This window comes from Streptomyces sp. LaPpAH-108, assembly GCF_000373625.1.
Taxonomy (GTDB): domain Bacteria; phylum Actinomycetota; class Actinomycetes; order Streptomycetales; family Streptomycetaceae; genus Streptomyces.
The window spans coordinates 540,959-564,401 of record NZ_KB891993.1 but is presented as its reverse complement, the minus strand read 5'-3'; the positions used below and the strand labels follow the sequence as shown (position 1 = coordinate 564,401).

At 71.1% G+C, this 23,443-nt stretch carries 22 protein-coding genes; 11 read left to right on the top strand and 11 right to left on the bottom strand.

Annotation, left to right across the window (positions count from 1 at the left end; all coding sequences use genetic code 11):
• Positions 1-102: 102 nt before the first annotated feature.
• Positions 103-552 carry a MarR family winged helix-turn-helix transcriptional regulator gene (locus B079_RS0114025; protein ID WP_018546447.1) on the bottom strand — a complete coding sequence of 150 codons (450 nt, stop codon included), beginning with the start codon at positions 550-552 and terminating at the stop codon, positions 103-105.
• Between the two features lie 117 nt (positions 553-669).
• On the opposite strand from B079_RS0114025, the gene B079_RS0114020 reads away from it, so the two are divergent.
• Both B079_RS0114020 and mltG read left to right on the top strand, forming a co-directional pair.
• Positions 670-2,472: an ABC transporter ATP-binding protein gene (locus B079_RS0114020; protein WP_026248678.1), complete on the top strand. Its 1,803-nt coding sequence runs from the start codon at positions 670-672 to the stop codon at positions 2,470-2,472.
• A 68-nt stretch (positions 2,473-2,540) separates the two neighbouring features.
• Complete coding sequence (gene mltG / locus B079_RS0114015) at positions 2,541-3,452, top strand: endolytic transglycosylase MltG (protein ID WP_051095089.1); 912 nt, start codon at positions 2,541-2,543, stop codon at positions 3,450-3,452.
• Positions 3,453-3,538: 86 nt separating this feature from the next.
• On the opposite strand, the gene B079_RS0114010 is transcribed toward mltG, so the two are convergent.
• The 5 genes from B079_RS0114010 to B079_RS36550 form a co-directional block, all read right to left on the bottom strand.
• A complete protein-coding gene (locus B079_RS0114010; protein WP_018546444.1) occupies positions 3,539-4,699 on the bottom strand; it encodes an LLM class flavin-dependent oxidoreductase in 1,161 nt (386 codons plus the stop codon).
• Between the two features lie 17 nt (positions 4,700-4,716).
• Positions 4,717-5,733 (bottom strand): ABC transporter substrate-binding protein, encoded by a 1,017-nt coding sequence (locus tag B079_RS0114005; RefSeq protein WP_018546443.1) that lies wholly within the window; start codon positions 5,731-5,733, stop codon positions 4,717-4,719.
• 168 nt (positions 5,734-5,901) lie between these two features.
• Positions 5,902-6,657, bottom strand: coding sequence for an ABC transporter ATP-binding protein (locus B079_RS0114000; protein ID WP_018546442.1), 756 nt, complete (start codon positions 6,655-6,657; stop codon positions 5,902-5,904).
• Entirely contained in the window at positions 6,630-7,505 is an 876-nt protein-coding gene (locus B079_RS0113995) for an ABC transporter permease (protein ID WP_018546441.1), read from the bottom strand. Before B079_RS0113995 ends, B079_RS0114000 begins: the two co-directional genes overlap by 28 nt.
• Before the next feature lie 207 nt (positions 7,506-7,712).
• Positions 7,713-7,796, bottom strand: coding sequence for a putative leader peptide (locus B079_RS36550; RefSeq protein ID WP_313884353.1), 84 nt, complete (start codon positions 7,794-7,796; stop codon positions 7,713-7,715).
• 148 nt (positions 7,797-7,944) lie between these two features.
• Between B079_RS36550 and B079_RS0113990 the strand changes: the two genes are divergently transcribed.
• Positions 7,945-8,370, top strand: a complete 426-nt coding sequence (locus B079_RS0113990) for a YjbQ family protein (protein WP_018546440.1) — start codon at positions 7,945-7,947, stop codon at positions 8,368-8,370.
• Positions 8,371-8,377: 7 nt separating this feature from the next.
• Here the strand turns inward: B079_RS0113990 and B079_RS0113985 are convergent, their stop codons facing one another.
• The 4 genes from B079_RS0113985 to B079_RS32005 are packed head-to-tail and all read right to left on the bottom strand — an operon-like array spanning position 8,378 to position 11,699.
• The gene (locus B079_RS0113985) at positions 8,378-8,848 is read right to left on the bottom strand and encodes an SRPBCC family protein (RefSeq protein ID WP_199779907.1); all 471 of its coding nucleotides are present in this window, start codon (positions 8,846-8,848) and stop codon (positions 8,378-8,380) included.
• Positions 8,849-8,878: 30 nt separating this feature from the next.
• Entirely contained in the window at positions 8,879-9,559 is a 681-nt protein-coding gene (locus B079_RS0113980) for a response regulator (RefSeq protein WP_018546438.1), read from the bottom strand.
• Positions 9,556-10,824, bottom strand: a complete 1,269-nt coding sequence (locus tag B079_RS0113975) for a sensor histidine kinase (RefSeq protein ID WP_158684983.1) — start codon at positions 10,822-10,824, stop codon at positions 9,556-9,558. Before B079_RS0113975 ends, B079_RS0113980 begins: the two co-directional genes overlap by 4 nt.
• Positions 10,825-10,826: 2 nt before the next feature.
• Positions 10,827-11,699, bottom strand: coding sequence for a CPBP family intramembrane glutamic endopeptidase (locus B079_RS32005; RefSeq protein ID WP_018546436.1), 873 nt, complete (start codon positions 11,697-11,699; stop codon positions 10,827-10,829).
• 123 nt (positions 11,700-11,822) lie between these two features.
• Here B079_RS32005 and B079_RS33280 point away from each other — a divergent pair, with 123 nt between their 5' ends.
• The 8 genes from B079_RS33280 to B079_RS0113930 all read left to right on the top strand — a co-directional run bounded on the left by B079_RS33280 (position 11,823) and on the right by B079_RS0113930 (position 22,670).
• Positions 11,823-12,308 (top strand): SRPBCC family protein, encoded by a 486-nt coding sequence (locus B079_RS33280; protein WP_018546435.1) that lies wholly within the window; start codon positions 11,823-11,825, stop codon positions 12,306-12,308.
• Between the two features lie 235 nt (positions 12,309-12,543).
• On the top strand, positions 12,544-14,871 hold the full coding sequence (locus B079_RS0113960) for a serine/threonine-protein kinase (protein WP_018546434.1): 2,328 nt from the start codon (positions 12,544-12,546) through the stop codon (positions 14,869-14,871).
• 595 nt (positions 14,872-15,466) lie between these two features.
• Entirely contained in the window at positions 15,467-17,110 is a 1,644-nt protein-coding gene (locus tag B079_RS0113955; protein WP_324604057.1) for a pentapeptide repeat-containing protein, read from the top strand.
• Positions 17,111-17,157: 47 nt separating this feature from the next.
• Positions 17,158-17,505, top strand: coding sequence for a zinc ribbon domain-containing protein YjdM (locus B079_RS0113950; protein ID WP_018546432.1), 348 nt, complete (start codon positions 17,158-17,160; stop codon positions 17,503-17,505).
• Positions 17,506-17,719: 214 nt separating this feature from the next.
• Positions 17,720-19,372: a SulP family inorganic anion transporter gene (locus B079_RS0113945; protein WP_106432321.1), complete on the top strand. Its 1,653-nt coding sequence runs from the start codon at positions 17,720-17,722 to the stop codon at positions 19,370-19,372.
• Positions 19,372-19,797, top strand: a complete 426-nt coding sequence (locus B079_RS0113940; RefSeq protein ID WP_018546430.1) for an ATP-binding protein — start codon at positions 19,372-19,374, stop codon at positions 19,795-19,797. Before B079_RS0113945 ends, B079_RS0113940 begins: the two co-directional genes overlap by 1 nt.
• A gap of 245 nt (positions 19,798-20,042) precedes the next feature.
• Positions 20,043-20,393, top strand: a complete 351-nt coding sequence (locus B079_RS0113935; protein ID WP_018546429.1) for an ArsR/SmtB family transcription factor — start codon at positions 20,043-20,045, stop codon at positions 20,391-20,393.
• A 198-nt stretch (positions 20,394-20,591) separates the two neighbouring features.
• Positions 20,592-22,670 carry a TerD family protein gene (locus B079_RS0113930; protein ID WP_037801588.1) on the top strand — a complete coding sequence of 693 codons (2,079 nt, stop codon included), beginning with the start codon at positions 20,592-20,594 and terminating at the stop codon, positions 22,668-22,670.
• Positions 22,671-22,676: 6 nt separating this feature from the next.
• Here B079_RS0113930 and B079_RS0113925 read toward each other — a convergent pair whose 3' ends face one another.
• The gene (locus tag B079_RS0113925) at positions 22,677-23,417 is read right to left on the bottom strand and encodes a class I SAM-dependent DNA methyltransferase (protein ID WP_018546427.1); all 741 of its coding nucleotides are present in this window, start codon (positions 23,415-23,417) and stop codon (positions 22,677-22,679) included.
• Positions 23,418-23,443: the final 26 nt, after the last annotated feature.

Below are 23,443 nucleotides of genomic sequence, written 5' to 3'. Positions count from 1 at the left end.
GCCTCACGCGGTGGTGAATTTCAACCGGTTTTCCCGGTCCGCCGCGAGATTCCACCAAGCCGCGCCGTCCGTCGTCCCGAAGCCTGCGGGGACGCCCGCCGCTCAGCAGGGCCTGGGGAGATCCCCGTCCATCAGGGTGTCCAGCAGGAGACCGAGCAGTTGCCGCTCCTTGTCGGTGAGCGGGGCGAGGATCTCCTCGGCCGCCGAGCGGCGTGCGCCGCGCAGCTCGCGCAGGGTCGCGCGCCCCTCGTCCGTCAGCTCGATGCGGGTCACCCTGCGGTTGGCCGGGTCCGGCATCCGGCGTACCTTGCCGCTCGCCTCCAACCCGTCGACCAGGGTCGTCACCGCGCGGGGCACCACCTCCAAGCGCTCGGCCAGATCGGCCATGCGCGGGGGCGAGTCGTAGTGGGTGAGGACGCGCAGCAGGCGGGACTGGGCGGGGGTGACGCCCAGATCGCGCTGCTCCAGGTGGCGCTTCTGGATGCGGTGCACCCGGCGGGTGAGCCGCAGCAACTGCTCCGCGAGGGCGCTTTCGGGGTCGGGGGTGTTCATGCCGGGAACAATATCAGGACCCCGTTCATTGTGAGTATAGGTAACAATGAGCTATGCTCTTCGAGTCATCGTCGGCCGGCCCGCGTGACCGGCCCCCTTCCCCCTTCGTAGGAGCCCATGAAGCCCGAACGTGAAATCACCTGGAACCCACCTGCCGACGCAGGGCAGCAGCCCCGGCAGGTGCGCCGCATCCTGAAGCTCTTCCGCCCCTATCGCGGGCGGCTGGCGATCGTCGCCCTGCTGGTCGGAGCGGCCTCGCTGGTCTCCGTGGCCACGCCGTTCCTCCTCAGGGAGATCCTCGACGTCGCCATCCCGCAGCGCCGCACCGGACTGCTGAGCCTTCTCGCGCTCGGCATGATCCTCAGCGCGGTCCTCTCCAGCGTCTTCGGCGTCCTGCAGACGCTGATCTCGACCACCGTCGGCCAGCGCGTCATGCACGACCTGCGCACCGCCGTCTACGGCCGCCTCCAGCGGATGTCGCTCGCCTTCTTCACCCGCACCCGCACCGGCGAGGTGCAGTCCCGCATCGCCAACGACATCGGCGGAATGCAGGCCACGGTCACCTCCACCGCGACCTCCCTGGTGTCCAACGCCACCAGTGTCATCGCCACCGTCGTCGCCATGGTCGCGCTCGACTGGCGCCTCACCGTCGTCTCCCTGGTCCTGCTGCCGGTCTTCGTCTGGATCAGCCGCCGGGTCGGCGCGGAGCGCAAGAAAATCACCACCCGACGGCAGAAACAGATGGCCACGATGGCCGCCACCGTCACCGAGTCGCTGTCCGTCAGCGGCATCCTGCTCGGCCGCACCATGGGTCGCTCGGAATCCCTCACGTCGGCCTTCGCGGCGGAGTCCGAGGGGCTGGTCGACCTCGAGGTCAGGTCGAGCATGGCCGGACGCTGGCGCATGGCCGTGATCACGATCGTGATGGCCGCGATGCCCGCCGTCATCTACTGGGCCGCCGGTCTGGCGCTCCGGTTCGGCGGGCCCGAGGTCTCGCTCGGCACGCTCGTCGCCTTCGTCTCCCTCCAGCAGGGCCTGTTCCGCCCGGCCGTGAGCCTGCTGGCGACCGGCGTCCAGATCCAGACTTCGCTGGCCCTCTTCCAGCGGATCTTCGAGTACCTGGACCTGCCCATCGACATCACCGAACGCGCCCGGCCCGTCCACCTCGACCAGATCAGAGGTGAGGTCCGCTTCGAGGACGTCGAGTTCCGCTACGACGACAAGGGCGGCGCCGTTCTCGACGGCATCGACCTCACCGTGCCCGCCGGAACCGGTCTCGCCGTGGTCGGACCCACCGGCGCGGGCAAGTCCACCCTCGGCCATCTGGTGCCCCGGCTGTACGACGTCACCGGCGGACGCGTCACCCTGGACGGCGTGGACGTCCGCGACCTCGACTTCGACACCCTCGCCCGCGCGGTCGGCGTCGTCTCCCAGGAGACGTACCTGTTCCACGCCTCGGTCGCCGACAACCTCCGCTTCGCCAAGCCGGATGCCACCGACGAGGAGCTGCACGAGGCCGCCCGCGCCGCCCAGATCCACGACCACATCGCGGCCCTGCCCGACGGCTACGACACGGTCGTCGGAGAGCGCGGACACCGCTTCTCCGGTGGCGAGAAGCAGCGCCTCGCGATCGCCCGCACCATCCTGCGCAACCCGCCGGTCCTCATCCTCGACGAGGCGACCAGCGCCCTGGACACCCGCACCGAGGCCGCCGTCCAGGAGGCGATCGACGTCCTCTCGGCCGACCGGACGACGATCACGATCGCCCACCGGCTGTCCACGGTCCGCGACGCCGACCAGATCGTCGTGCTCGACTCCGGCCGCATAGCCGAGCGCGGCACGCACGAGGAACTGCTCGACCAGGACGGGCGCTATGCGGCCCTCGTGCGCCGGGACGCCCAGCTGGCCCCCGTCGCCTGACGCGCGACGGGAGTACGCGAGTTGGTGATATGCGGGGAATCGGGTGATATGCGTATTACCTTGCCCGCATGAACATCAACACTCCGTCACGGAGCACGATGCGACTGACGCGCCGGGGCAGACTCGTCCTCGCCGGGGTCGGCACCGTTCTGGCCGGTACCGCCGTGGCGGTGTCGCTGATCGCGCTCTTCAGTGGAGAGTCGAAGACGGCGACCCTGGTCATCCCCGAGGGCTGGCGCGCGAGCCAGATCTACGACGCCGTCGACAAGGCCCTCGAACTGAAACCGGGCACCACCCGCAAGGCCGCCCCCACCGCCGGGCTGAAGCTGTCGAACGACGCCGAGGGCAACCCCGAGGGCTACCTCTTCCCCGCCACCTATCCGCTCCGGAAGGGCATCACGGCGGAGTCGCTGCTGCGGCTGATGGTCGACACCGCCAACGAGAAGTTCGACGCCGCGCCGGTCGCCGCGGGGGCCCAGCGCAACTCGCTGAACGTCTACCAGGCTGTCACCATCGCGAGCATCGTCCAGGCCGAGGCCGGGAGCAAGGCCGACATGGGCAAGGTGGCCCGGGTCGTGTTCAACCGGCTGGAGCGCGGGATGCCGCTCCAGATGGACGCCACCCTCAACTACGCGCTCGACCGCCACATCCTGCGCACCAGCACCGACGACACCCGCATCGACAGCCCGTACAACTCCTACCAGCGCATGGGGCTGCCGCCCACCCCGATCGGCAATCCCGGCGAGGACGCGATGCGGGCCGTGCTCAGTCCGTCGACGGGCGACTGGCTGTACTTCGTCACGGTCAAGCCCGGGGACACCCGCTTCACCTCCGACTACATCGAGCACATGCGCAACGTGACCGAGTTCAACCAGCAGCGGACCGCCACCGCACACCCGGGCACCCCGAGCGGGAGCCCTGACGGGAGCCCGGACGCCGCGCACCGGACACCGGTGGCCCAGAGTCCCGCTGAAGGCTGAGCGGCTGGCAGGACGGGCGGGCGAGCCCGGCAGGACAGCACGTCCCGGACCCGCCCCCCTCGCCTCCCCGCCGCAGGCGTCCGGCCTCAGCGCCCGCCCGCCACCAGCAGCGGCGCACCGCCGCCGGAACCCCCGGTCGCCGTACGGTCCAGCAGGCCGCGTGCGGCGAGTTCGGGGATCACGCCCTCGCCGAACCAGTACGCCTCCTCCAGATGCGGATAGCCGGAGAGGACGAAGTGCTCGATGCCGAGGGCGTGGTACTCCTCGATGAGGTCGGCCACCTCCGCGTGACTGCCGACCAGCGCGGTCCCCGCGCCACCGCGCACCAGGCCGACACCGGCCCACAGGTTCGGGTGGATCTCCAGCTGGTCGCGGGAGCCGCCGTGCAGTTCCAGCATCCGGCGCTGCCCCACCGACTCGCTGCGCCCGAGCGCGGCCTGCGCGGCGGCGATGGTGTCGGCGTCGAGGTCGTCGAGCAGCCGGTTCGCCGTGGCCCACGCCTCCGCGGAGGAGTCCCGGGAGATGGTGTGCAGCCGGACACCGAAGCGGACGTCGCGGCCCTCGCGTTCGGCCAGCGAGCGAATCCAGTCGATCTTCTCCTTCACCTGGGCGGGCGGCTCGCCCCAGGTCAGATACACATCCGCGTGCCGGGCGGCCACGGGCCCGGCGGCCTGCGAGGAGCCGCCGAAGAACACCTCGGGCACCGGGTCGGGCGGCAGCGCGGTGAGGCCGCCGTCCACCTGGTAGTGGGCGCCCTGGAAGTCGTACGGCTCACCCCGCCAGACGCCGCGCACGATCGACAGGAACTCGTCCGTGCGCTCGTAGCGGCGGTCGTGGTCGAGGTGGTCGCCGAAGCGGCGCTGTTCGGAGGAGTCGCCGCCGGTCACCACGTTGAGCAGCAGCCGTCCGCGCGTCACCCGCTGGTAGGTGGCGGCCATCTGGGCGGCCAGAGTGGGGGAGAGCAGCCCGGGGCGGAACGCCACCAGGAACTTCAGCCGTTCGGTGTGCTGGGAGAGGGCGGCCGTGATCAGCCACGCGTCCTCGCACCAGGTGCCGGTCGGGGTCAGCACCGCCTCGAAGCCGAGCTGTTCGGCGGCCTTGGCGATCTGCGCCAGATACTCGATGTCGGGCAGGCGCAGCCCGGGTGTGCTGCGCCCCGCCTTGCCGTTCGGGCCGTAGGCGTGGCGGTCGACCAGGGTCCGGCCGTCGCCGCCCGTGGGCAGGAACCAGTGCAGTCGTACGGTCATCTCGGGTTTCTCCTGGGTCAGTTCCGGGCCGGGGCGGTGGTCGACGGGGGCAGATCGCCGTTGAAGCGCGTGTCCACGAAGTCACCGAAGTCGACCTTCTTGGGGATGAGCCCCAGCGTGGTGAAGGTGTCGGCGATCTGCTGCTCGGAGGCGACGAGGGGCTTGTCGACGGCGACCGTGACGCGGGTGGAGTTGGTGCGCCGTACGGAGGCGAGCGCCACCTCGTAGGGCAGTCCGGTGTCCTTCGCCCACACCTTCGCCCACTCCTGCTGGTGGTCGTGGACCCAGACCTGCGCGCGCCGCAGCCGGGCCAGATAGTCCTTGATGGCGGCGGCCTTCTTCGGGTCGCGCAGTGCGCCGGGCGCGGCCACCTGGAAGGACAGCCCGTTGGTGACGCCCTCGCCGGTGGTGAGCACGCGGCCCTGCTCGGCCTCCAGTACCTGGGAGGTGTACGGATCCCAGACCGCCCAGGCGTCGACCTTGCCGGAGTTGAACGCGGCGAGCGCGTCGGCCGGCTGGAGGTACTTCACCTTGACGTCCTTGAGGCTCAGCCCGGCCGCCTTGAGGGAGGCCACCAGCTGGTAGTGGGCGGACGAGCCCTGCGCGACGGCCACCGACCGGCCCTTGAGCTGCTTCGGAGCGGTGAGCTTCGACCCCTTCGGCACGAGGATGGCGTCGCCGAGCGAGGTGCCGTGCTGCGCGGCCACCACCGCGATCTTCGAACCGGCACCGGCCGCGAAGACGGGCGGCGTGTTGCCGACGCCGCCGATGTCGACGGCCCGGGCGTTGACGGCTTCGAGCAGGGGCGGGCCGGAGGTGAAGGTCGACCACTTGATGCGGTACTTCAGGTTCTTCAGCTCCCCGGCGGCCCGCAGGACGGCCTCGGAACCGCCCTTCTGGTCACCGACGGCGAGGGTGACGGACCCCGAACCGTCGGTGTCGGTCCCCGTCCCGGCGGTCGCGTCACCTCCGCAGGAGGTGATCAGGAGGGAGAGGGGGAGGAGCAGCGCGGCGGGAAGCAGACGTCGTCGCATGGCGGTTCCGTTCGTGTACGGAGGCGGATACGGGGATGAGGCGTGGGGGCGGGGGTGGGCCCGGGCGTCTTCACGCCGAGGCAGGCCGGAACAGGACGGTCCGGCTCGGGACAGCGCGGTCCGGCTCGGGGCGGCTCGGACAGCTCGGAACAGCTGGGGCAGCGCCGGTCAGGCGGCTTCGGCCGCCGTGTCGACGCCGAGCCGTTCCAGCAGCCCCGCGCGGATCTCAGCGAACCGGGGGTCGGTGATGTCGCGCGGCCGGTCGAGCGCGACCCGCTGCTCATGGGCGATGCGCCCGCCGTCCATCACCAGCACACGGTCGGCGAGCAGGACGGCCTCCTCGACGTCGTGCGTGACGAGCAGCACCGCACAGCCCCGGCGCCGCCACACCTCGCCGACCAGTCGCTGGGCCTTGATCCTTGTCAGCGCATCGAGCGCGCCGAACGGCTCGTCGAGCAGCAGGAGATCGGGCTCGCGCACCAGGGCGCGGGCCAGGGAGGCCCGCTGGGCCTCGCCGCCGGAGAGCGTCTTCGGCCACGCGTCGGCGCGGTGCCCGAGGCCCACCTCCTCCAACGCGCGTTCCGCGAGGGCGCGTTCGGGCCTGCCCGGCAGACCCAGGACGACGTTGCGCCACACCTTCTTCCAGGGCATGAGCCGGGGCGCCTGGAAGGCGACGGCCCGGCGGCGCGGCACGAGAACGGTCCCCTCGATGTCCCGGTCAAGACCGGCCAGGACGCGCAGCAGCGTCGACTTGCCGCAGCCGCTGCGCCCGAGCAGCGCGACGAACTCGCCGGGCGCGATGTCCAGCGCGAGGTCGTCGATGACGGCGCGGCCGTCGAAGGAGCGGGTCAGTCCCTCGACGCGTACGACCGGGGAGAGCCCGGTCGCCGCGGGGCTCACCGGCCCGTGAACGTCGGTCGCCATTGCAGCAGCAGCCTTTCGAGGGAGCGGACGATGAAGTCGGTGAACAGGCCGAGGAAGGCGTAGACGATGAGGCAGACCACGATCACGTCGGTCCGCAGGAAGTCCCGCGCCTGGACCATCAGGAAGCCGATGCCGGAGTCGGCGTTGACCTGTTCGGCGAAGACCAGGGCGAGCCAGGAGACGCCGAGCGCGTAGCGCAGCCCGGTGAGGGCGCCGGGCAGCGCGCCCGGCAGCACGACATGGCGCACCAGCCCCCAGCGGGACAGGCCCAACGACTCGCCCGCCTCGATGAGCTGGGAGTCGACACCGCGTATGCCCGCGTAGACGTTGAGGTAGAGCGGGAAGGTCACGCCGAGCGTGATGATGGCGATCTTCGGGGTCTCGCCGATGCCGAACCAGATGATGAACAGCGGGATGAGACCGACGAACGGCACCGTCCGCAGCATCTGCACCGGGGCGTCCACCAGGTCCTCGCCGATCCGGAACAGCCCGGAAAGCAGGGCGAGTCCGACGCCGGTCACGGTGCCGAGGGCCAGCCCCGCCGCGACCCGGCCCAGCGAGGTCGCGACGGCCGAGGGCAGCGAACCGTCCCCGACGAGGTCGGCGCCGACCCGCGCGATCCGCCCCGGCGAGGCGAGCACGTCGGGCGTCAACACTCCCGTGGAGCTGAGGAGTTGCCACAGGAGGAGCAGCAGGAGAGGTCCGGTGGTGCGGCGCAGCCAGCGGGGGACGCGGGCGCGGCGGAACGAGCCGGGGACGAGACGCTGGAGGGAATCGGGTGCGGGGGGTGCGGATATGCCGGATGTGTCCGGATCGTGGGCGCTGGGTGGGGCATGGCTGATGCTCATGGCTGCTCCACGGAGTGAGGCGGGGCACGGGACGCGGTTCCGCGCCGGTCCGGATCAGGGGTCACCGGACCGGACGGCGAGGCCGGGCACGTGGTCACGAGGGGTACGCGGGGACGGCGTACGGGTGCCGCGTGAGCACGGCGTACGGATGCCGCGGGGATCGCCCTGGCGGGGCAGGACGGTGCGGGGAAACGAGCGGGAAGGGCGTCAGCGGCCGCGACGACACGCGGCGGAGGCCACCCGCAGCAGGTCGATGTGACCGCGCGTGGTGAGCAGGGCTGAACGCAACATGCCGGTGAAAGTAGCCAGCCGACCGGTCGCGGGTCAACGGTGTCTCGCCTGATGGACCGTGCGTATCGGAGAACGGGCACGCCTCGCCCGTAGCGGAATCGGTCGCGTCGGGGCGCGTGAAGTCCCGGGTCCGGGTGAGGATGGGGGCATGTCAGATGCCTTCACCACGCGCGTGCTCAACATCTCCACCGGTTCCCACGAGCGGGTCGTCGATCTCACCGGCGCGTGCGAGGACTTCCTGCGCGAGGCGGCGCACGGCCGCGACGGACTGCTCAACGTCTTCGTCCCCCACGCGACCTGTGGAATCGCCGTCCTCGAAACCGGAGCAGGCAGCGACGACGACCTCCTGGCCACCCTGCACACGCTGCTCCCCGCCGACGACCGCTGGCAGCACCGTCACGGCAGCCCCGGCCACGGCCGCGACCACGTCCTCCCCGCGATCGTCCCACCCCACGCGACCCTCCCGGTGATCGACGGCCGCCTGGCCCTGGGGACGTGGCAGTCTGTGTGTCTGGTGGACACGAACAAGGACAACCCCAACCGTCAGGTGCGGCTGAGCTTCCTCGGCCAGTGAGCTGTGGCTATCGAGGATCCCGTCCCTCGGCCACGTCGACCATGCGGTCGAGGGCCCGCTGCATGTAGCGCTGCCACAGGGGTTTGAACGGGCCGTTGAGGACCCAGCCACGCCCGCGCCGGGGTTTGAACTCGTAGGTCCACCGGATGTTCGTCCCCTTGCCGTCCGGCAGGAACGAGAACTCTCCGCGGATGCCCTGCGCCAGGCTGTTGAGCACGTTGGTGAACCCGGTGAGTTCGTAGGCGAAGCCGTGCGGTGCCGTGTACTCGGTCAGCCGCTCGGTGACGTGGGAGCCGTCGGTGAAGTGCGGCTCCCGGGCGACCCCGGCGCGGTCCCATGGGGCGTGCTGCCCCTCGATGTGGCTGACGCCCGGGAAGAAGCGGTCCGCCTTGAAGACCAGGGAGAGGTCGATCGGCGCGATGACGGCGAACGCCGTTCCGGGGGAGACCGACGCCCTCGCGAACACGGTGATGGGCACGGTGCGATCCGTTTGTGTGATCAACATGAGTCAGGAGTCCTCCTCGGGCAGCACGACCACCCGGTTCTGGTAGGCCCAGACGACCGCTTGGAGACGGGAGGCCGCGCCGAGCTTGGGCAGCATCCGGGCGAGATGGGATTTCACCGTGGACGGTTCGATATGCAGTTCGGACGCGATGTCGCTGTTGCTCATGCCCTGGGCGAGCAGGCGCAGGATGTCGAGTTCGCGCAGGGTGAGGATGCCGTCGGCGGCCGTGCCGTCCCGCACGGTGACGGGCCGCGGCGCACGCCGCCCGGCGAAGGCACGCAGGACACGCCGTGTCAGTTCCTGGTCGAGCATGCCTCGGCCGAGAGCGACCTGGCGGATGGCGTGCGCGATGAGATCCGGATCGGAGTCCTTGAGCAGGAACCCAGCGGCCCCGGCCTCCAGCGCCCCGAAGACGTACTCGTCCAGGTCGAAGGTGGTGAGCATGAGCACTTCGACCGGGTCGTGCTGCACGGCGCGCGCGACTTCCACGCCGTTCATCCGCGGCATGCGGATGTCGAGGCATGCCACGTCCGGCCGCTGTTCCTGGATCAGCCGCAGGGCCTGAGCCCCGTCCTCGGCGACGCCGACGACCTCGATGCCGTCCTCGGTGGCGAGGAGCGCGGCGAGCCCCTTCCGTACGAGTGGTTGATCATCGGCGATCACCACGCGGATTCCCGTGGTCACGACGTCACCCCTCCCGTCAGCCGCTGGTGGTGCGACGGCCGTTCGCGCGGGAGCACCAGCAGCACCTGCCAACCGCCGCCGGGCGTCGGCCCGTAGTCGACGCTCGCTCCCACGAGGGCGGCCCGCTCGCTCATGCCGATCAGGCCGAAGCCCTCCCGCCTCGGAACGGGGACAGGACCCGGAGCGCGATCGTTGCGGACGGTGATGGCGACTCGGTCGTCAGCCGTGCCGTCGAGCATGACGGAGCATCGTGCGCCGGGTGCGTGCAGGGACGCGTTCGCGAGGGCTTCCTGGACCATGTGGTAGCCGACCACCTGGGCGAGGGCGGAGACGCCGTCGCCCAGGTCGGCACCGTCCGGCCGGACGGTGAGACCGATGCCGTGACCGTCCGTGCGCCGTGGTGCGAGCAGGTCGGGGATCGCCCGGAGGGAGCGCTCGGCGAGCGGTGCCATGTCGTCGTCGCGCAGCAGCCCCACCATTCTGCGCAGGTCGCCGAGGACGGCCATGCTCTGTGCGCGGATGTCGTCCGCCGACTCCCGAGCGGTGGGCCGGTCGTCGATCTGCCGTCCCAGGGCTGCCGCGAGCATGGCGATGCCGGAGAGGTGGTGGGCGGCGATGTCGTGCAGATCGCGGGCGAGGGCGACGCGTTCGGCGGCGACCGCAGAGGCGACCAGGGCCTCCCTCTCGCCCGTCAGCGCGGCGATCTCCCGCTCGTGGGCCGCGTGCACTTCACGTCTGCCGACGACGACAAGGGCGATGAGCAGCGGCACCCCGACGACGATCAGACCCTGACCGACGCCCAGGCCCAGTGCGACGAGAGGACCCGCCGCGCCGGAGCGTACGGCGTTCAAGGCTGTGGCGACCGTGACCCCGGCGAACAGCGCCGCCGCCGTCCCGTTCCGGAGCCGGTGACCGCTCGTCACGGCGAGCAGATAGGCGGCGGCGGTCTCGGGCACCGCGGTCACGCTGACGAGGTCGCCCGGCGCGACACCGGCGAGCAGGAGTGCGGCGAGGATGACCAGGGCTACGGCGGTACGAGGCTTTCGCGTGCTCGTCGCGACCGCGGCCGACTGCACCGCCACAGCGACGAGGATCGCGTACCACGTGGCGGAGCCCACGGCGGGAACGGTGCCGGAACTGCCCGGCACGTCGGCCACGGGCGGCACCGCCAGGAGGATCGCGAGGCCGAGGACGAGGCAGCAGATCCCCGCGACCACGGTGTCGTTCGGCGATGCACGCCCGGGCGTGCTCGGCGAAGTGGTCATCATCAGGAGTGTAGGGGAGCGGCGCGGCGCGCGAACGACGGTTCCTCCGAGGCCGGTTGACCGAGCCGGCCCCGGGTGAGCGCGATGATCGCGAGCGCCGCCACCACGGAACCCACGGACATGACGGGGACGGCGACGGTGGCGAGGCCGGGGAAGAGGTCCGCCCAGAGCACGGAGACGAAGGTGTTCACGCTGACGTGCATGAGCATCGACAGGGGCAGCGACTCGTTCGTGCGGTTGAACATCCACGACATCACCACGTTGAACGACACGCAGAACACGGTGAAGGCGAGCAGCCCGGCCCACCCCCGGTTGCCCTCCGCCCAGTCCGTGAGGAAGAGGGGGTAGTGCCAGACCGCCCACACCGGCCCGAGGATCGCGGCGGACACCAGCGGCGAGTACCGCCGCTGCAGCCTGCTCAGGGCGAAGTCGCGCCAGCCGGGCTCCTCGGCGAGTCCGGTCGTGACCAACTGGAGGACGAGGACCGGGAGATACGCGGCGAGCAGGGACGGAGCCGCGATCCGGCCGCCCGAGAAGACCGTTCCGACGACCAGCAGCCCTGCGGGAACGGCCAGCAGCGCGGCGGCGTACCACCGCAGGCCGACACGCCACCGAAGCAGCCGTCCGGCCCAGGCGCGCAGCCCGGCGCGACCGTCGACGACGGCGGTGACGATGAGGGCCGCGCCGATCGGGCCGAGGTACGCGCCGGGCAGCACACCGAGGAGCTGAGTGGTCCCGAGAACGGCCGGGTAATCGACGCCGGTGATGCCCAGGCCCTGGTCGGAGAGGATGTAGTTCACCCAGCCGAGCCAGCTGAGTGCGCAGGCGAGAGTGAAGAAGGCGAGCAGTGGATGCGATCGGATGAGCGAGGACATGTGTGTTCCTCTCGGACGGTGGAGAGTGACCATCCGAAGGTAGGGACCGCGCCGCTCCGGCTTCGAGCGCCGTTCTGCCGAACCTCGGCGCCTGCGACTTTCGATGCAACCGAAGGGCTCACCATGGCAGACCTGATCGAACTGTCCGCGTTGCGGGTGCGGCGTGAGCGGTGGATCGACGCGCCCCCTCAGACCGTGTACGACCTGATCAGCGACGTGGAGGCATCCGTCGCGTGGACACCCGATCTGGTCTCCGCGACGTATGAGACCGCGGGTGTGCCGCAGGTGGGCTCATGGTTCACCGCCGTCAACGCCGATGTGCGGCACGACCATGAATGGGTGACGCGGTCACGCGTCCACGCGGCCGAGGCCGGACGCGAATTCGCCTGGTACGTCGTAGTCCAAGGCGTGGACGCCGCCTTGTGGCACTACCGCCTCCGCCCCCAGGACGGAGGCACCCTCGTGACCGAAAGCTGGCAGGTCGAACACCTCTTCCCGGTCATGGGCACGAGCCGGGAGGAACTACTCGACCTGAAAGCGCACAACACGGCTGGTATGGAGGCGACTTTGGCCTCTCTCGCCGAGGTGGCGGCCACGCGTGCGCGCTGAGCTTGAGGACGATCCGAATCGCCAGGTGCGGCTGGGCTTCCTCGGCTAGGGGTTCGCTCCCGCCCTCGTGAGCTGCGGGGACGCGTGAAATCGTCTGGTGTGCGGCCTACGGGGCGGTCTGGCGCGCCCTGTTCGTCACCCGCTGTGCCACGACGTACCGCCCTGCGGCTAGTTTGTGCGGGTGGGTGTGTGGGCCCGTGGGTGAGGTGCGAGGGGAAACGGGAGGTCGGGGACGGTGTCGCTGCGCGAAGGTGATCCGGCCGAGATCGGCGGCTATCCACTGGAGGCGCGGCTCGGCTCGGGTGGGATGGGCACGGTTTTCCTGGCCCGGACGAGTTCGGGGCGGCCGATCGCGGTCAAGCTGATCCACCGGCAGTTCGCGGAGGACGACGAGTTCCGCATCCGTTTCCGGCAGGAGGTGGCGGCGGCGCGGCGGGTGAGTGGTGCGTTCACCGCCGCCGTGGTCGACGCGGCGCCCGAGGCCGAGCAGCCGTGGATGGCGACGACCTACATCGAGGGGCGCACGCTCGCCCAGCACTGCGCCACCGAGGGGCCGCTGAGTGGTGCGGAGCTGCGGCGGCTCGCCATCGGGATGGCGGAGGCGCTGCGTGACATCCACCGGGTGGGGGTCGTCCACCGTGACCTCAAGCCCTCGAACGTCGTGCTCTCGCCCGAGGGGCCGCGCGTCATCGACTTCGGCATCTCGCGCGCCGTGGGCCAGGAGACGCTGACGATGACGGGGCGGGTCATCGGTACGCCGCCCTTCATGTCACCGGAGCAGCTGCAGTCGCCGCGTGAGGTGGGGCCGTGGTCGGACGTCTTCTCGCTGGGCACGCTGCTGGTGTACGCGGCGACCGGGCGGGGGCCTTTCGACGCCGACAGTCCCTACATGACGGCGTACCAGGTGGTGCACGAGGAGCCGTCGCTCGATGCCGTGCCGACGACCCTGCGCGCGGTCGTCGAGCCGTGCCTGGACAAGGAGCCGAAGGGACGTCCCTCGGCCGATGAACTCCTCGTGCTGCTACGGGACTTGCCCACCGACCTCGGCGGGACCGACGCGGACGGGGACGGCGCGAGTGGCGTCGGTACGGGCCGTACCCGCGACATGATCACGCAACAGCACTCCGCCACGCCGACCTCCCTGGCGTCGACCGCGCCGACTGCCGTCCCGACCGCCGCTCCGGACTCCGCCCGGGTCGACGCCTCGGATTCCGTTCCCCTCTCCGCCCAGCCCGCCGTCCCCTCCGCCCCCGACGCCGAAAGCACCGGCACCCTCACCGGCCGTCGCCTCCGCCGCCGATGGCGCCCCGTGCTCGCGGCTGCGGTCGCGGTGGCGGCGATCGGCGGGGGAGTCGCCGCGCTGAACGCGAGCCACTTCGGGGGCGTCGGCGACGGCAAGGGCGACAGCGTCGTGACGTCGGGAGCCGCGCTTCCGGACGGCTTCAAGCCGTGGCGTACGACCGTGCGGGGCGGCCAGGACCTCCCCGACGAACTGCGGTGCGTCGCGCGCGGCGACGCGGTCTACTGCGGAGGCGGCGGTGTCGTCGCGACCCGTATCCGGGTCAAGGACGGCTCCCACCGATGGACGGTGAAGAGCCCGGGCGTCCCCGCGCAGGGCATGCACATGGTCGGCGCCACCGACGACACGGTGCTCGGATACCGCATCGCCGCCCAGGACGACCCGCAGTCCCCTCCCACCGAGGTGGTGGCCATCGACGCGAAGAGCGGCCGGGAGCTGTGGTCCGCGCCGTCCGGTGCCCAGTCGCAGGCCGTCACGGGCCAGACCCAGGACGCCCTCGTGATCGGCTCCGCCGTCGTGTCGGTCGACGGTTCCGACTCCCGCTTCGAGGCACGGGCCGCGCACAGCGGTGAGGTCCTCTGGACGACGCCGTTCCCCGCGGGCACGCGGTGCGCTCCCGTCCCGGTGGGCACCCGGCTCCTCGCGATGTGCGCGACGGACGCCGAGGTGGATGCCGTATCGGCGCGCCACCCCACTCTGTACGCGCTCGACCGGACCTCGGGGAAACTGGGCGCTCCCGTCGCGGTCGACGGCCCCGCCGTGCCGGTCGGCGTCGCCGACGGCAGTCTCGTCCTCCTCCGGGAACACACCGAGGAGGCGGCGGTCCCGGACGGGTACGACGCGGTGGTACGGGTCGATCCGGCCTCGGGGAAGGTCACGTACTCCCCACTGGCCCGGACCTGTGCGGGGACGCCCGGCATGGCGGACGGCACCGTCTACGTGAGCGGGCAGACCGGTCTCGTCATGGCCCTCGACCCCGCGACCGGCCGCAAGAAGTGGTCGCAGCGGACCGGGGTGGAGGGCGCGTCCGGTCCCGTGGCGGGCGACGGAGCGCTGTACTTCAGCTCGGCCACCGGCCGGGTCGTCGCACTGTCGCCGGACCACGGGAAGTTCCTGTGGGCGACGGGCGCGCGCGCCGACGGCCTGACGGGCGAACTGGGCGCGACCCCGCGCGTGACCCTCGCGGGACGCGCGGTGGTCGTGGCCGCCGCCAAGAACACCCTCTTCGCCTTCGACACCCAGAACCCGCCGAAGTCACGCTGACCTCGAGTCCTGTGCGAGTGCGCCGTGCCCGTGGTGTTTCCGGCGCTGCCGATGAACCTAACGCTTTCGCTTCGGCCTCGGCCGGCTTCTCGCGGTGCGCGGAGGGCGCTTGGCCTGGGGATGAATCGTGCGCTGGAGACCCGAGGCCGGGCGCAAGGAATTCAGGACGGCCGTCTGAGTGCTGTCGAGCGGTCCGATGTGCCCGTCGTACAGGACGTCGAGGAGACCGCGGGCCGGCTCGTCGTAAAGGAAGACGACACCGTGTCCAGTTCGTCGGGCACGCTGAACATGACGGGGCGTCAGTGCGCGGGGCGGACTTGGGGGGAGAGGGAACTCCCTTGGAGGGAACGGGGGCGCCCTGGTGGTTCGGTAAGGTCAGCTGATTATGGTTACCCAGACGGACCCCACCGTGTCGCCGGATCGGCCCGTGTGGCCTCTGTGTGGTCGTGATGTCGGCTCCACCGATCCCGTCGGCTGCCGTGGTCGTCGGGTGGCCGACTCGGGGGCGTGCTTGGCGCATATGTCGGAGGGTCAACGGGCCGCGTACTTCGCCGGGTTGCACAGCGGCAGCCCCGTGGACCATCGGGGCACCGAGTTGACCGGGGAGCTGCTGGGGCGACTCCTCGACGCCGTCAGGGATCCGGCGGACGGAACGCCGAGGTTCGGTACGGCCAGGTTCAGCGGGGCGACGTTCAGCGGGTCGGCCGACTTCACCCGGGCCGAGTTCCGCAGTGCCTGGTTCGACGAGGCGCGGTTCGCGGGGGGAGTGCGGTTCAACGGGGCCCGGTTCCCGGATGACGCGCGGTTTGCGGAGGCGGTGTTCGAGGACGCCGCCGATTTCCGGGGGACGGTGTTCGGCAAGGACGCGAACTTCGGGAAAGCGTCCTTCGCCGCCGGGGCCTGGTTCGATCAGGCCGCGTTCGGGGACGGTGCTTCTTTCACGCGGGCGTCCTTCGGCGGCAGTTCCCGTTTCTCCAAGGCGCGCTTCGGCAAAGGGGCGACGTTCTCCAAGGCCGTCTTCGAGGCGTCGGCCGACTTCGGAAAGGCGGAGTTCGGGCTGGAGGCGCGCTTCACCGGAGCGCTGTTCGCCGCCGAAGCCCGGTTCACGGAGGCGACGTTCGCGCTGCATGCCTGGTTCAACCGCACGGTGTTCCGCGATGCCACGGCCTTCGGCCCCCTCGCGTGCGCCGGGACGCTCGACCTGAACAGCGCCGTGTTCACGGCCCCCGTGGCCATGGCGGCAGCGGCGGGTCGCGTCACCTGCAAGGGGACACGCTGGGAAGCGAAAGCGTCGCTGCGTCTGCGGTACGCGACCGTCGATCTCACCAACGCGACGTTCGAGTATCCGTTCACGGTCTCGGCCCGCGCCACGCCGTTCTTTTCCGCCGGAGAAACGCTCCTGGCCGGGAAGAACCCGGGTGTCGCGGTGGCCTCGCTGAGCGGTGTGGACGCGTCGTACCTGACTCTGACGGATGTCGATCTGTCGGCCTGTCGTCTCCTCGGGACCATTCATCTCGACCAACTGCGCCTGGAAGGGCACTTCCAGCTGGATTTCGCTCCCCGTGGGCTCAGGCGCCGCGGGTGGCTTCCCGTGCGCTGGACGCGCCGCCGTACCCTCGCCGAGGAACATCACTGGCGCGCGTCCCGGGGCGCGGCAGGCTGGGCGGCAGGTCCCCCGGGGCAGCCCCCGGCCGGTCCCACGGCGTTGGCCCCCGCTTACCGTCAGCTGCGGAAAGCCTTCGAGGACGACAAGAACGAGCCGGACGCGGCGGATTTCTACTACGGCGAGATGGAGATGCGCCGCCACGACCCCACGCGTCCTTTCATGGAGCGAGTCCTGCTTTTCCTGTACTGGGCCGTGTCCGGATACGGATTGCGCGCGCTGCGGGCCGTGTGCTGTCTGCTGGCAGCCGCCACCGTCACCGCGCTGGCGCTCATGCTCTGGGGGCTGCCCAAGGACTCGCCGAAACAGGAGACGGTCGGCGCGATCTCGGGCCGGAAGATCAGCGCCGTGACGGACACCCAGGACCCGGTCGACCCGACGGGCCCGTGGCGCGGACGTCTGACCGGCGAGCGATTCGAGAAGGCGCTGCGCGTCACCGTCAACTCCGTGGTCTTCCGCTCCTCGGAAGAAGAGCTGACCGTATGCGGCACGTACACGGAAATGGCGTCCCGGGTTGCCGAACCCCTCCTCCTGGCCCTGGCCGTGCTGGCCGTGCGAGGACGCATCAAGCGGTGACGCTGTCCCTGGGCTTCACCAGGTCAGGGGCCGGATAGGCTGGTCGGATGCTTGAGAATCCTCCTCCCTGTCCGAAGTGCTCCTGCGAGTACACCTACGAGATGAACGCCCTGGTGGTGTGTCCCGAATGTGCCCATGAGTGGGCTCCCGGCGAGGCCGGTGCCGAGGGCGGCGAGCGCGTCGTCAAGGACGCCGTCGGCAATGTGCTGCGGGACGGCGACAGTGTCGTGGTCGTGAAGGCGCTCAAGGTCAAGGGCAGCCCGTCCGGGATCAAGGCCGGGACCAAGGTGCGGAACATCCGGCTGGTCGACGGGGTCGACGGGCACGACATCGACTGCAAGGTCGACGGGTTCGGCGCGATGCAGCTCAAGTCGAGCGTGGTCAAGAAGGCCTGAGCCCGGAGGCCGGGCACCCCTGGAATGGCGGAACGATCAAGGCCCGCACCTCTTGAGGAATTGCATAATTTCGCAATTGCTTAGATGCTGTGCTGGTTGTGTCCGCAGGTAGGAAGCCGAGGGGCCCGTGTCCGTTCCGTCGTACCAGGTCAAGGCCGGTCGTCTGGGGGCCTCCGTCGCCGCGCTGCTGCCCGGCCGGGGCGACCTCGCGGAGATGCGGCGCGCCCCGCGCCGTGACCTGCTCGCCGGACTCACCGTGGCCATCGTCGCGCTGCCGCTGGCCCTGGGCTTCGGGGTCTCCTCCGGGCTCGGCGCCGAGGCGGGCCTCGCGACCGCCGTGGTCGCCGGGGCGCTGGCGGCCGTCTTCGGCGGCTCCAACCTCCAGGTGTCCGGGCCGACCGGCGCGATGACCGTGGTCCTCGTGCCGATCGTCGGCCGGTACGGCCCGAGCGGGGTGCTCACCGTCGGCCTCATGGCGGGCGTCATGCTCGTCGGCCTGGCACTGCTGCGGGCCGGGAAGTACATGCGGTACGTCCCGGCACCCGTCGTCGAAGGCTTCACCCTCGGCATCGCCTGTGTGATCGGGCTCCAGCAGATCCCGAGCGCCCTGGGCGTGCCCAAACCCGAGGGCGACCGGGTGCTGGTCGTGACCTGGCGGGCGATCGAGGAGTTCGCGCGGACCCCGAACTGGACGGCGGCCGGATTCGCCGTCGCGGTGGCCGCGGTGATGCTCGTGGGCGCCCGGTGGCGGCCGACCGTACCGTTCTCGATCGTCGCCGTGATCGCGGCGACGATCGTGGCGCAGGTCGGCGGATTCGACGCGGCGAAGCCGATCGGCGATCTTCCGGCCGGGCTGCCCGCGCCCTCGCTGTCCTTCCTCGACCTCGGCGCGCTCGGCAGCCTGCTCGGCCCCGCCGTGGCGGTCGCCGCCCTGGCCGCGCTGGAATCCCTGCTGTCCGCCTCGGTGGCCGACGGCATGACGGTCGGGCAGCGGCACGACCCGGACCGTGAGCTGTTCGGGCAGGGGCTGGCCAACATCGCCGCCCCGCTGTTCGGCGGCGTCCCGGCCACCGGTGCCATCGCGCGCACCGCGGTCAACGTCCGTACCGGCGCGGGCTCCCGGCTCGCCGCCCTGACCCACGCCGCCGTCCTCGCGGTGATCGTCTTCGCCGCCGCGCCCCTGGTCTCGAAGATCCCGCTGGCCGCGCTCGCCGGAGTCCTGCTGGCCACGGCGATCCGCATGGTCGAGGTCGGCGCGCTGCGGGCCATGGTCAGGGCCACCCGCTCCGACGCCCTGGTCCTCGTCCTGACCGCCGTCGCGACCGTCGCGCTCGACCTCGTCTACGCGGTCGTCATCGGCCTCGTCGTCGCCGGGGCGCTCGCCCTGCGCGCCGTCGCCAAGCAGGCCCGCTTCGAACAGGTGCCGCTCGACCGGGCCGACCACACCGCCGAGGAACACGCCCTGCTCGCCGAGCACATCGTCGCCTACCGCATCGACGGGCCGCTGTTCTTCGCCGCCGCCCACCGCTTTCTGCTGGAGCTGACCGAGGTCGCGGACGTACGCGTCGTCATCCTGCGCATGTCCCGGGTCTCGACCATGGACGCCACCGGTGTGCTCGTCCTCAAGGACGCGGTCGAGAAGCTGGAGCGGCGCGGCATCCGCGTCCTCGCCTCCGGGGTACGGCCCGGTCAGCGCCGGGTCCTCGAATCCGTGGGCGCGCTGGAGCTGCTGCGGCACGACGGGCGCGAGTACGCCACGACGCCCGAGGCGATCCGGGGCGCCCGGGAGTACCTGGAGCACGCCGGAGTGCTGCCCGCCGTACCCGCCCCGCAGCCGGGCGCCGCGACGACGGCCGTGGAGGCGTGATGTTCACCGAGCTGAACGCCCTGCCGCACCGGCATGTGCTCACGCTGCCCACGGAACCCTCCGCCGTACGCGTCGCCCGCGAGACCGCCGAGCGGGCGCTGACCGAGTGGGGCATCGGGCTGCGGCACCCGGCCGTCGACCCGGCCCTGCTGATCGTGAGCGAGCTGGTGACCAACAGCGTGCGGCACGCCGCCGTACTCTCCCCGCAGGTCACCGTGGTCTACGCGGCGGCCCCCGACCGGGTCGCCTTCGCCGTCCACGACCGCCATCCCCACCGGCCCCGGCTCGACGGACCGGGCCTGGACACCGGGACGGGCGGCCTGGCCACGGTCATGGAGCTGACGCTGGGTCTCGGTGGCAGCGCCGCCGTCCAGGCCGATGACGACGGGGGCGGCAAGGCCATCTGGATCACGCTCCCGCTCTGAGGGGGGGTGGCGCCGCCGGTGGAACCGCTGGAACACGGGCCGATCCGCCGTTTCGAAGACTTGCTAATCTCGGCGATTCACGAGGTCATCGCCGCCGCATCCGGCGGCTCCCGTCGTCGACGTGGATTCGGCCGGGCCGCTGCCGCACGCGAGGATGGGTTCATGGTGTTGACGAATGGCCGCACACGAGGCGCCGGGGCGGGCCCGGTGGCACGGTGCCGCCGCGCGGAAGGGGAGACGGCCCGGTGAGTACGCCGCTGTACCAGCTGAAGGCGGAGTTCTTCAAAACCCTGGGCCACCCCGCTCGCATCCGCGTCCTGGAGCTGCTGAGCGAGCGCGAGCACGCGGTCGCCGAGATGCTGCCCGAGGTGGGCGTCGAGCCCGCCAGCCTCTCCCAGCAGCTGGCCGTCCTGCGCCGGGCTAACCTGGTCAGGACGCGTAAGGAAGGCTCGAACGTGTACTACTCGCTGACCAGCCCGCACGTGGCCGAGCTGCTGCGGGTGGCGCGGACGATCCTCTCGGGCGTCCTCGCGGGCCAGGCCGAACTCCTCGCCGACCTCCAGGCGACCCAGGGCGAGGGCAGGCGGACGGGCTGACCCGGCCTTCCGGGCGTGCCCGGGTCGCAACCGGCGTGCCCGGGTCGTAACCGGTTCGCGTCTCCTTGGGGTGACTTTCCCCGTTGATCGATAGAGTCGTCTCGTTCACATCAGGTGCACCGAATCTCCACATGAGGTTTCGGTGAGGGCGGGGGGTTCCTTCTGCCTGGTGATCGGTCGGGAGGCCGTGTGCACGAGATGACCAAGGGTGCCAACGTCGTTCTGGGCAGCCTGAGTGACGAGGACGTCGAGTCCGTGGTGGTCAGCCTGGGGTGGGTGAGCCCGACCGGCGAGGGCGACGCGGACGTCTCCGTCCTGCTGCTGGACGAGAACGGCAAGGTCCGCGGCGACACCGACTTCTACTTCTACAACAACCCCTGCGCGCCGGACGGAAGCGTGCAGTTGCTCGGCAAGACCCCGGTCGGGGAGGGCAGCGAGGACCGGATCGGCTTCGACCTCAAGGCACTCCCGGACGACGTCGCCACGATCCTCGTCGCCGCGAGCCGGTACGAATCGGCCCGGTTCGACGAACTCGAGGACCTGCGGCTGACGTTGAGTGACGGCTCCGGCGAACCCCTGCTGACGTACGAGGTCGGGGACGCGGGCGGCGTCAGCGCCCTGATCTTCGGCGAGCTGTACCGGCGTGGGGAGGAGTGGAAGTTCCGCGCGGTCGGGCAGGGGTACGAGTCCGGGTTCGCCGCGCTCGCGTCCGACCACGGGGTCGACATCGAGGACGACGCCGAGACGGTGGGCGACGCGGGGATGGACGATGCGGGGTTGGACGATGCGGGGGTGGAGACCGAGGCGGTCGGGGAGGCCGCGATCGAGGAGCCGCCGTCGGCCGGGCCGGTGACCGAGCAGATCCCGGAGCCGAGGTCGACGCCCGAGCCCGTCGCGCCTGTCACCGGCGCCGTCCCGTCACCGCGCACCCCCGACACCGATGCCGTACCGGCGCCGAGGAAGACGCGCCCCCGTACCGCCAAGAAGAAGGTCACCCTTCCCAAGGCGCTGAAGAAGTCCCTCGCGGAGAACGACGCGTGGCACGGTGCCCGGCTCTTCCCCGTCTCCGCGCTGAAGAGCGACCGGGACCGGGAGATGCGGGCCACCTCCGTGCTCCTCGCGGTGATGGCGCAGGTGCCGGAGTTCGGGCGCAGGCTCACCGCCGGGTTCGGTGCTCCCGCCGGGCGGATGGAGACCTTCACCGAGGTGTCGCTGCCGCACGGGGACACGCCCCGGCGACCGGACGGGGTCATCCGGGTGGAGCGCGCGGGCAAGCTCTGGACCGCGCTCGTGGAGACCAAGACGAACGGCAACCCGCTCAAGGCCGAGCAGGTGCAGGCGTACGCCGACATCGCGGCGCGGCGCGGGTACGAGGCGGTGATCACGCTCTCCAACGACGTGGCGCTTGAGGGCAGTCCACTGGTCGAGGTGAAGATCGACCGGCGGCGCAAGAACAAGGTCAGCCTGTGGCACCTGTCCTGGGCCGAGGTGGCGCACCAGGCGCAGATGCTGATCCGGCACGAGGGCGTGGTGAACCCGGCGCACGCCTGGCTCCTCGAGGAACTGCTGCACTACCTCCTCCATGAGAACTCCGGCTGCCACGGCTTCCAGAACATGGGCCCCGCGTGGGTGCCCGTGCGCAGCGGCATCCAGGACGAGACGCTCTGCCAGGGCGACCCCCGGGCGCTGGAGACCGTCGAGAGCTGGGAGCGGCTGGTGCGCCAGGTGTCGCTGGGCCTGGGCGGCGAACTCGGGCTGAAGGTCCTCCCCGTCCAGCGTGCCCGGCGGGACACGGACGCGGTGGCCCGGCGCTCCCGCATGGCCGACCAGCTGTGCCAGGACGGCAAGTTGCAGGCGGAGCTGCGCATCGAGGGCGTCGCGGGCGTCCTCGGCGTGACGGCCGACCTGCGCACCACGAAGATCCGCACCTCCATCGACATCCCGGCCCCCGAACAGGGCTACCCGCTCTCCTGGGCCAAGCGCATCGTCCGCGAACTGGCGGAAGCACCCGCCGACCTGCACATCGAGACCCTGGTCGAAGGTGAGACCGGCGGCCCGCGCGGCACCCTGGAACGCCTGCGCCCCGAACCGGGCGACATGCTGCCGAAGACCGGCGTGAAGATCACCGGCTTCCGGCTCTCCCTCTTCAAGAGCATGGGCGCGCAGCGCGGGAACACGGAAGCGGGCTTCATCCGCAGCATCGACGAGGCCGTGCACAAGTTCAACGCGGGCGTGCTGGCCCATCTGGATCGGCTGGTGGGGAAGAAGGGGGCGTAGGCCGGGTCAGGCCGGTTTGCGCCAGACGGAGACGTGCTTCCCGGAGTCCGCTGTGAACGGCGTTCCGTCCCAGTCCGCCACGCGCCGTTCCAGTTCGAGCCCGGCGAGCCGTGCCATCAGGTCCAGCTCGGCCGGCCAGGCATAGCGGTGCCGGGAGGCGTTGCGCCGGTAGCGGCCGTCCTCCCCGTCGCGGGTCAGATGGTGGGAGACGAGGATCTGCTCGATCAGGTCGAACGTGTCGAAGCCGAGGTGGTGGTCCGACACGTCGAACGGCACGGCGGTCGCGCCGGGTGGCAGGAGGCGCAGCGGGGGCACGTTCAGCTCCACCACGAAGCGGCCACCCGGGACCAGGTGGCGGGCGGCATTACGGAAGCACTCCACCTGTTCGTCCTGGGTGAGCAGGTTGGAGATCGTGTTGTAGACGAGGTAGACCAGGGTGAACTCGCCCGGTACGACGGTGGTCGCCATGTCTCCGATGACGACCGGCAGGGTCTCCTCGTCCACCTTGCGGCGCAGCACGGCCGCCATGTGCTCGGACAGTTCGACGCCGGTCACGGGCACACCCCGTTCCCGCAGGGGGACGCCGACGCGGCCGGTTCCGATGGCGAACTCCAACGCGGGCCCGTCGCCCGCCAGTTCGGCCAGGAAGGCGAGGGCCGGGTCGAGTACGGCGGCGGAGAACATCTCGGTGTCCTCCGCGTCGTACCGCTCGGCGGTGGCACGGCTCCACAGTTCGCTGCTCGTCACGGCGGGGTACTTTTCCGGGTGAGCCC

What these genes read in the sequence shown, in the direction of transcription:
- B079_RS0114025 (WP_018546447.1), bottom strand. Translation starts at nt 552, where the DNA reads ATGAACACCCCCGACCCCGAAAGCGCCCTCGCGGAGCAGTTGCTGCGG.
- B079_RS0114020 (WP_026248678.1), top strand. Translation starts at nt 670, where the DNA reads ATGAAGCCCGAACGTGAAATCACCTGGAACCCACCTGCCGACGCAGGG.
- mltG (WP_051095089.1), top strand. Translation starts at nt 2,541, where the DNA reads ATGAACATCAACACTCCGTCACGGAGCACGATGCGACTGACGCGCCGG.
- B079_RS0114010 (WP_018546444.1), bottom strand. Translation starts at nt 4,699, where the DNA reads ATGACCGTACGACTGCACTGGTTCCTGCCCACGGGCGGCGACGGCCGG.
- B079_RS0114005 (WP_018546443.1), bottom strand. Translation starts at nt 5,733, where the DNA reads ATGCGACGACGTCTGCTTCCCGCCGCGCTGCTCCTCCCCCTCTCCCTC.
- B079_RS0114000 (WP_018546442.1), bottom strand. Translation starts at nt 6,657, where the DNA reads ATGGCGACCGACGTTCACGGGCCGGTGAGCCCCGCGGCGACCGGGCTC.
- B079_RS0113995 (WP_018546441.1), bottom strand. Translation starts at nt 7,505, where the DNA reads ATGAGCATCAGCCATGCCCCACCCAGCGCCCACGATCCGGACACATCC.
- B079_RS36550 (WP_313884353.1), bottom strand. Translation starts at nt 7,796, where the DNA reads ATGTTGCGTTCAGCCCTGCTCACCACGCGCGGTCACATCGACCTGCTG.
- B079_RS0113990 (WP_018546440.1), top strand. Translation starts at nt 7,945, where the DNA reads ATGTCAGATGCCTTCACCACGCGCGTGCTCAACATCTCCACCGGTTCC.
- B079_RS0113975 (WP_158684983.1), bottom strand. Translation starts at nt 10,824, where the DNA reads ATGACCACTTCGCCGAGCACGCCCGGGCGTGCATCGCCGAACGACACC.
- B079_RS32005 (WP_018546436.1), bottom strand. Translation starts at nt 11,699, where the DNA reads ATGTCCTCGCTCATCCGATCGCATCCACTGCTCGCCTTCTTCACTCTC.
- B079_RS33280 (WP_018546435.1), top strand. Translation starts at nt 11,823, where the DNA reads ATGGCAGACCTGATCGAACTGTCCGCGTTGCGGGTGCGGCGTGAGCGG.
- B079_RS0113950 (WP_018546432.1), top strand. Translation starts at nt 17,158, where the DNA reads ATGCTTGAGAATCCTCCTCCCTGTCCGAAGTGCTCCTGCGAGTACACC.
- B079_RS0113945 (WP_106432321.1), top strand. Translation starts at nt 17,720, where the DNA reads ATGCGGCGCGCCCCGCGCCGTGACCTGCTCGCCGGACTCACCGTGGCC.
- B079_RS0113940 (WP_018546430.1), top strand. Translation starts at nt 19,372, where the DNA reads ATGTTCACCGAGCTGAACGCCCTGCCGCACCGGCATGTGCTCACGCTG.
- B079_RS0113930 (WP_037801588.1), top strand. Translation starts at nt 20,592, where the DNA reads ATGACCAAGGGTGCCAACGTCGTTCTGGGCAGCCTGAGTGACGAGGAC.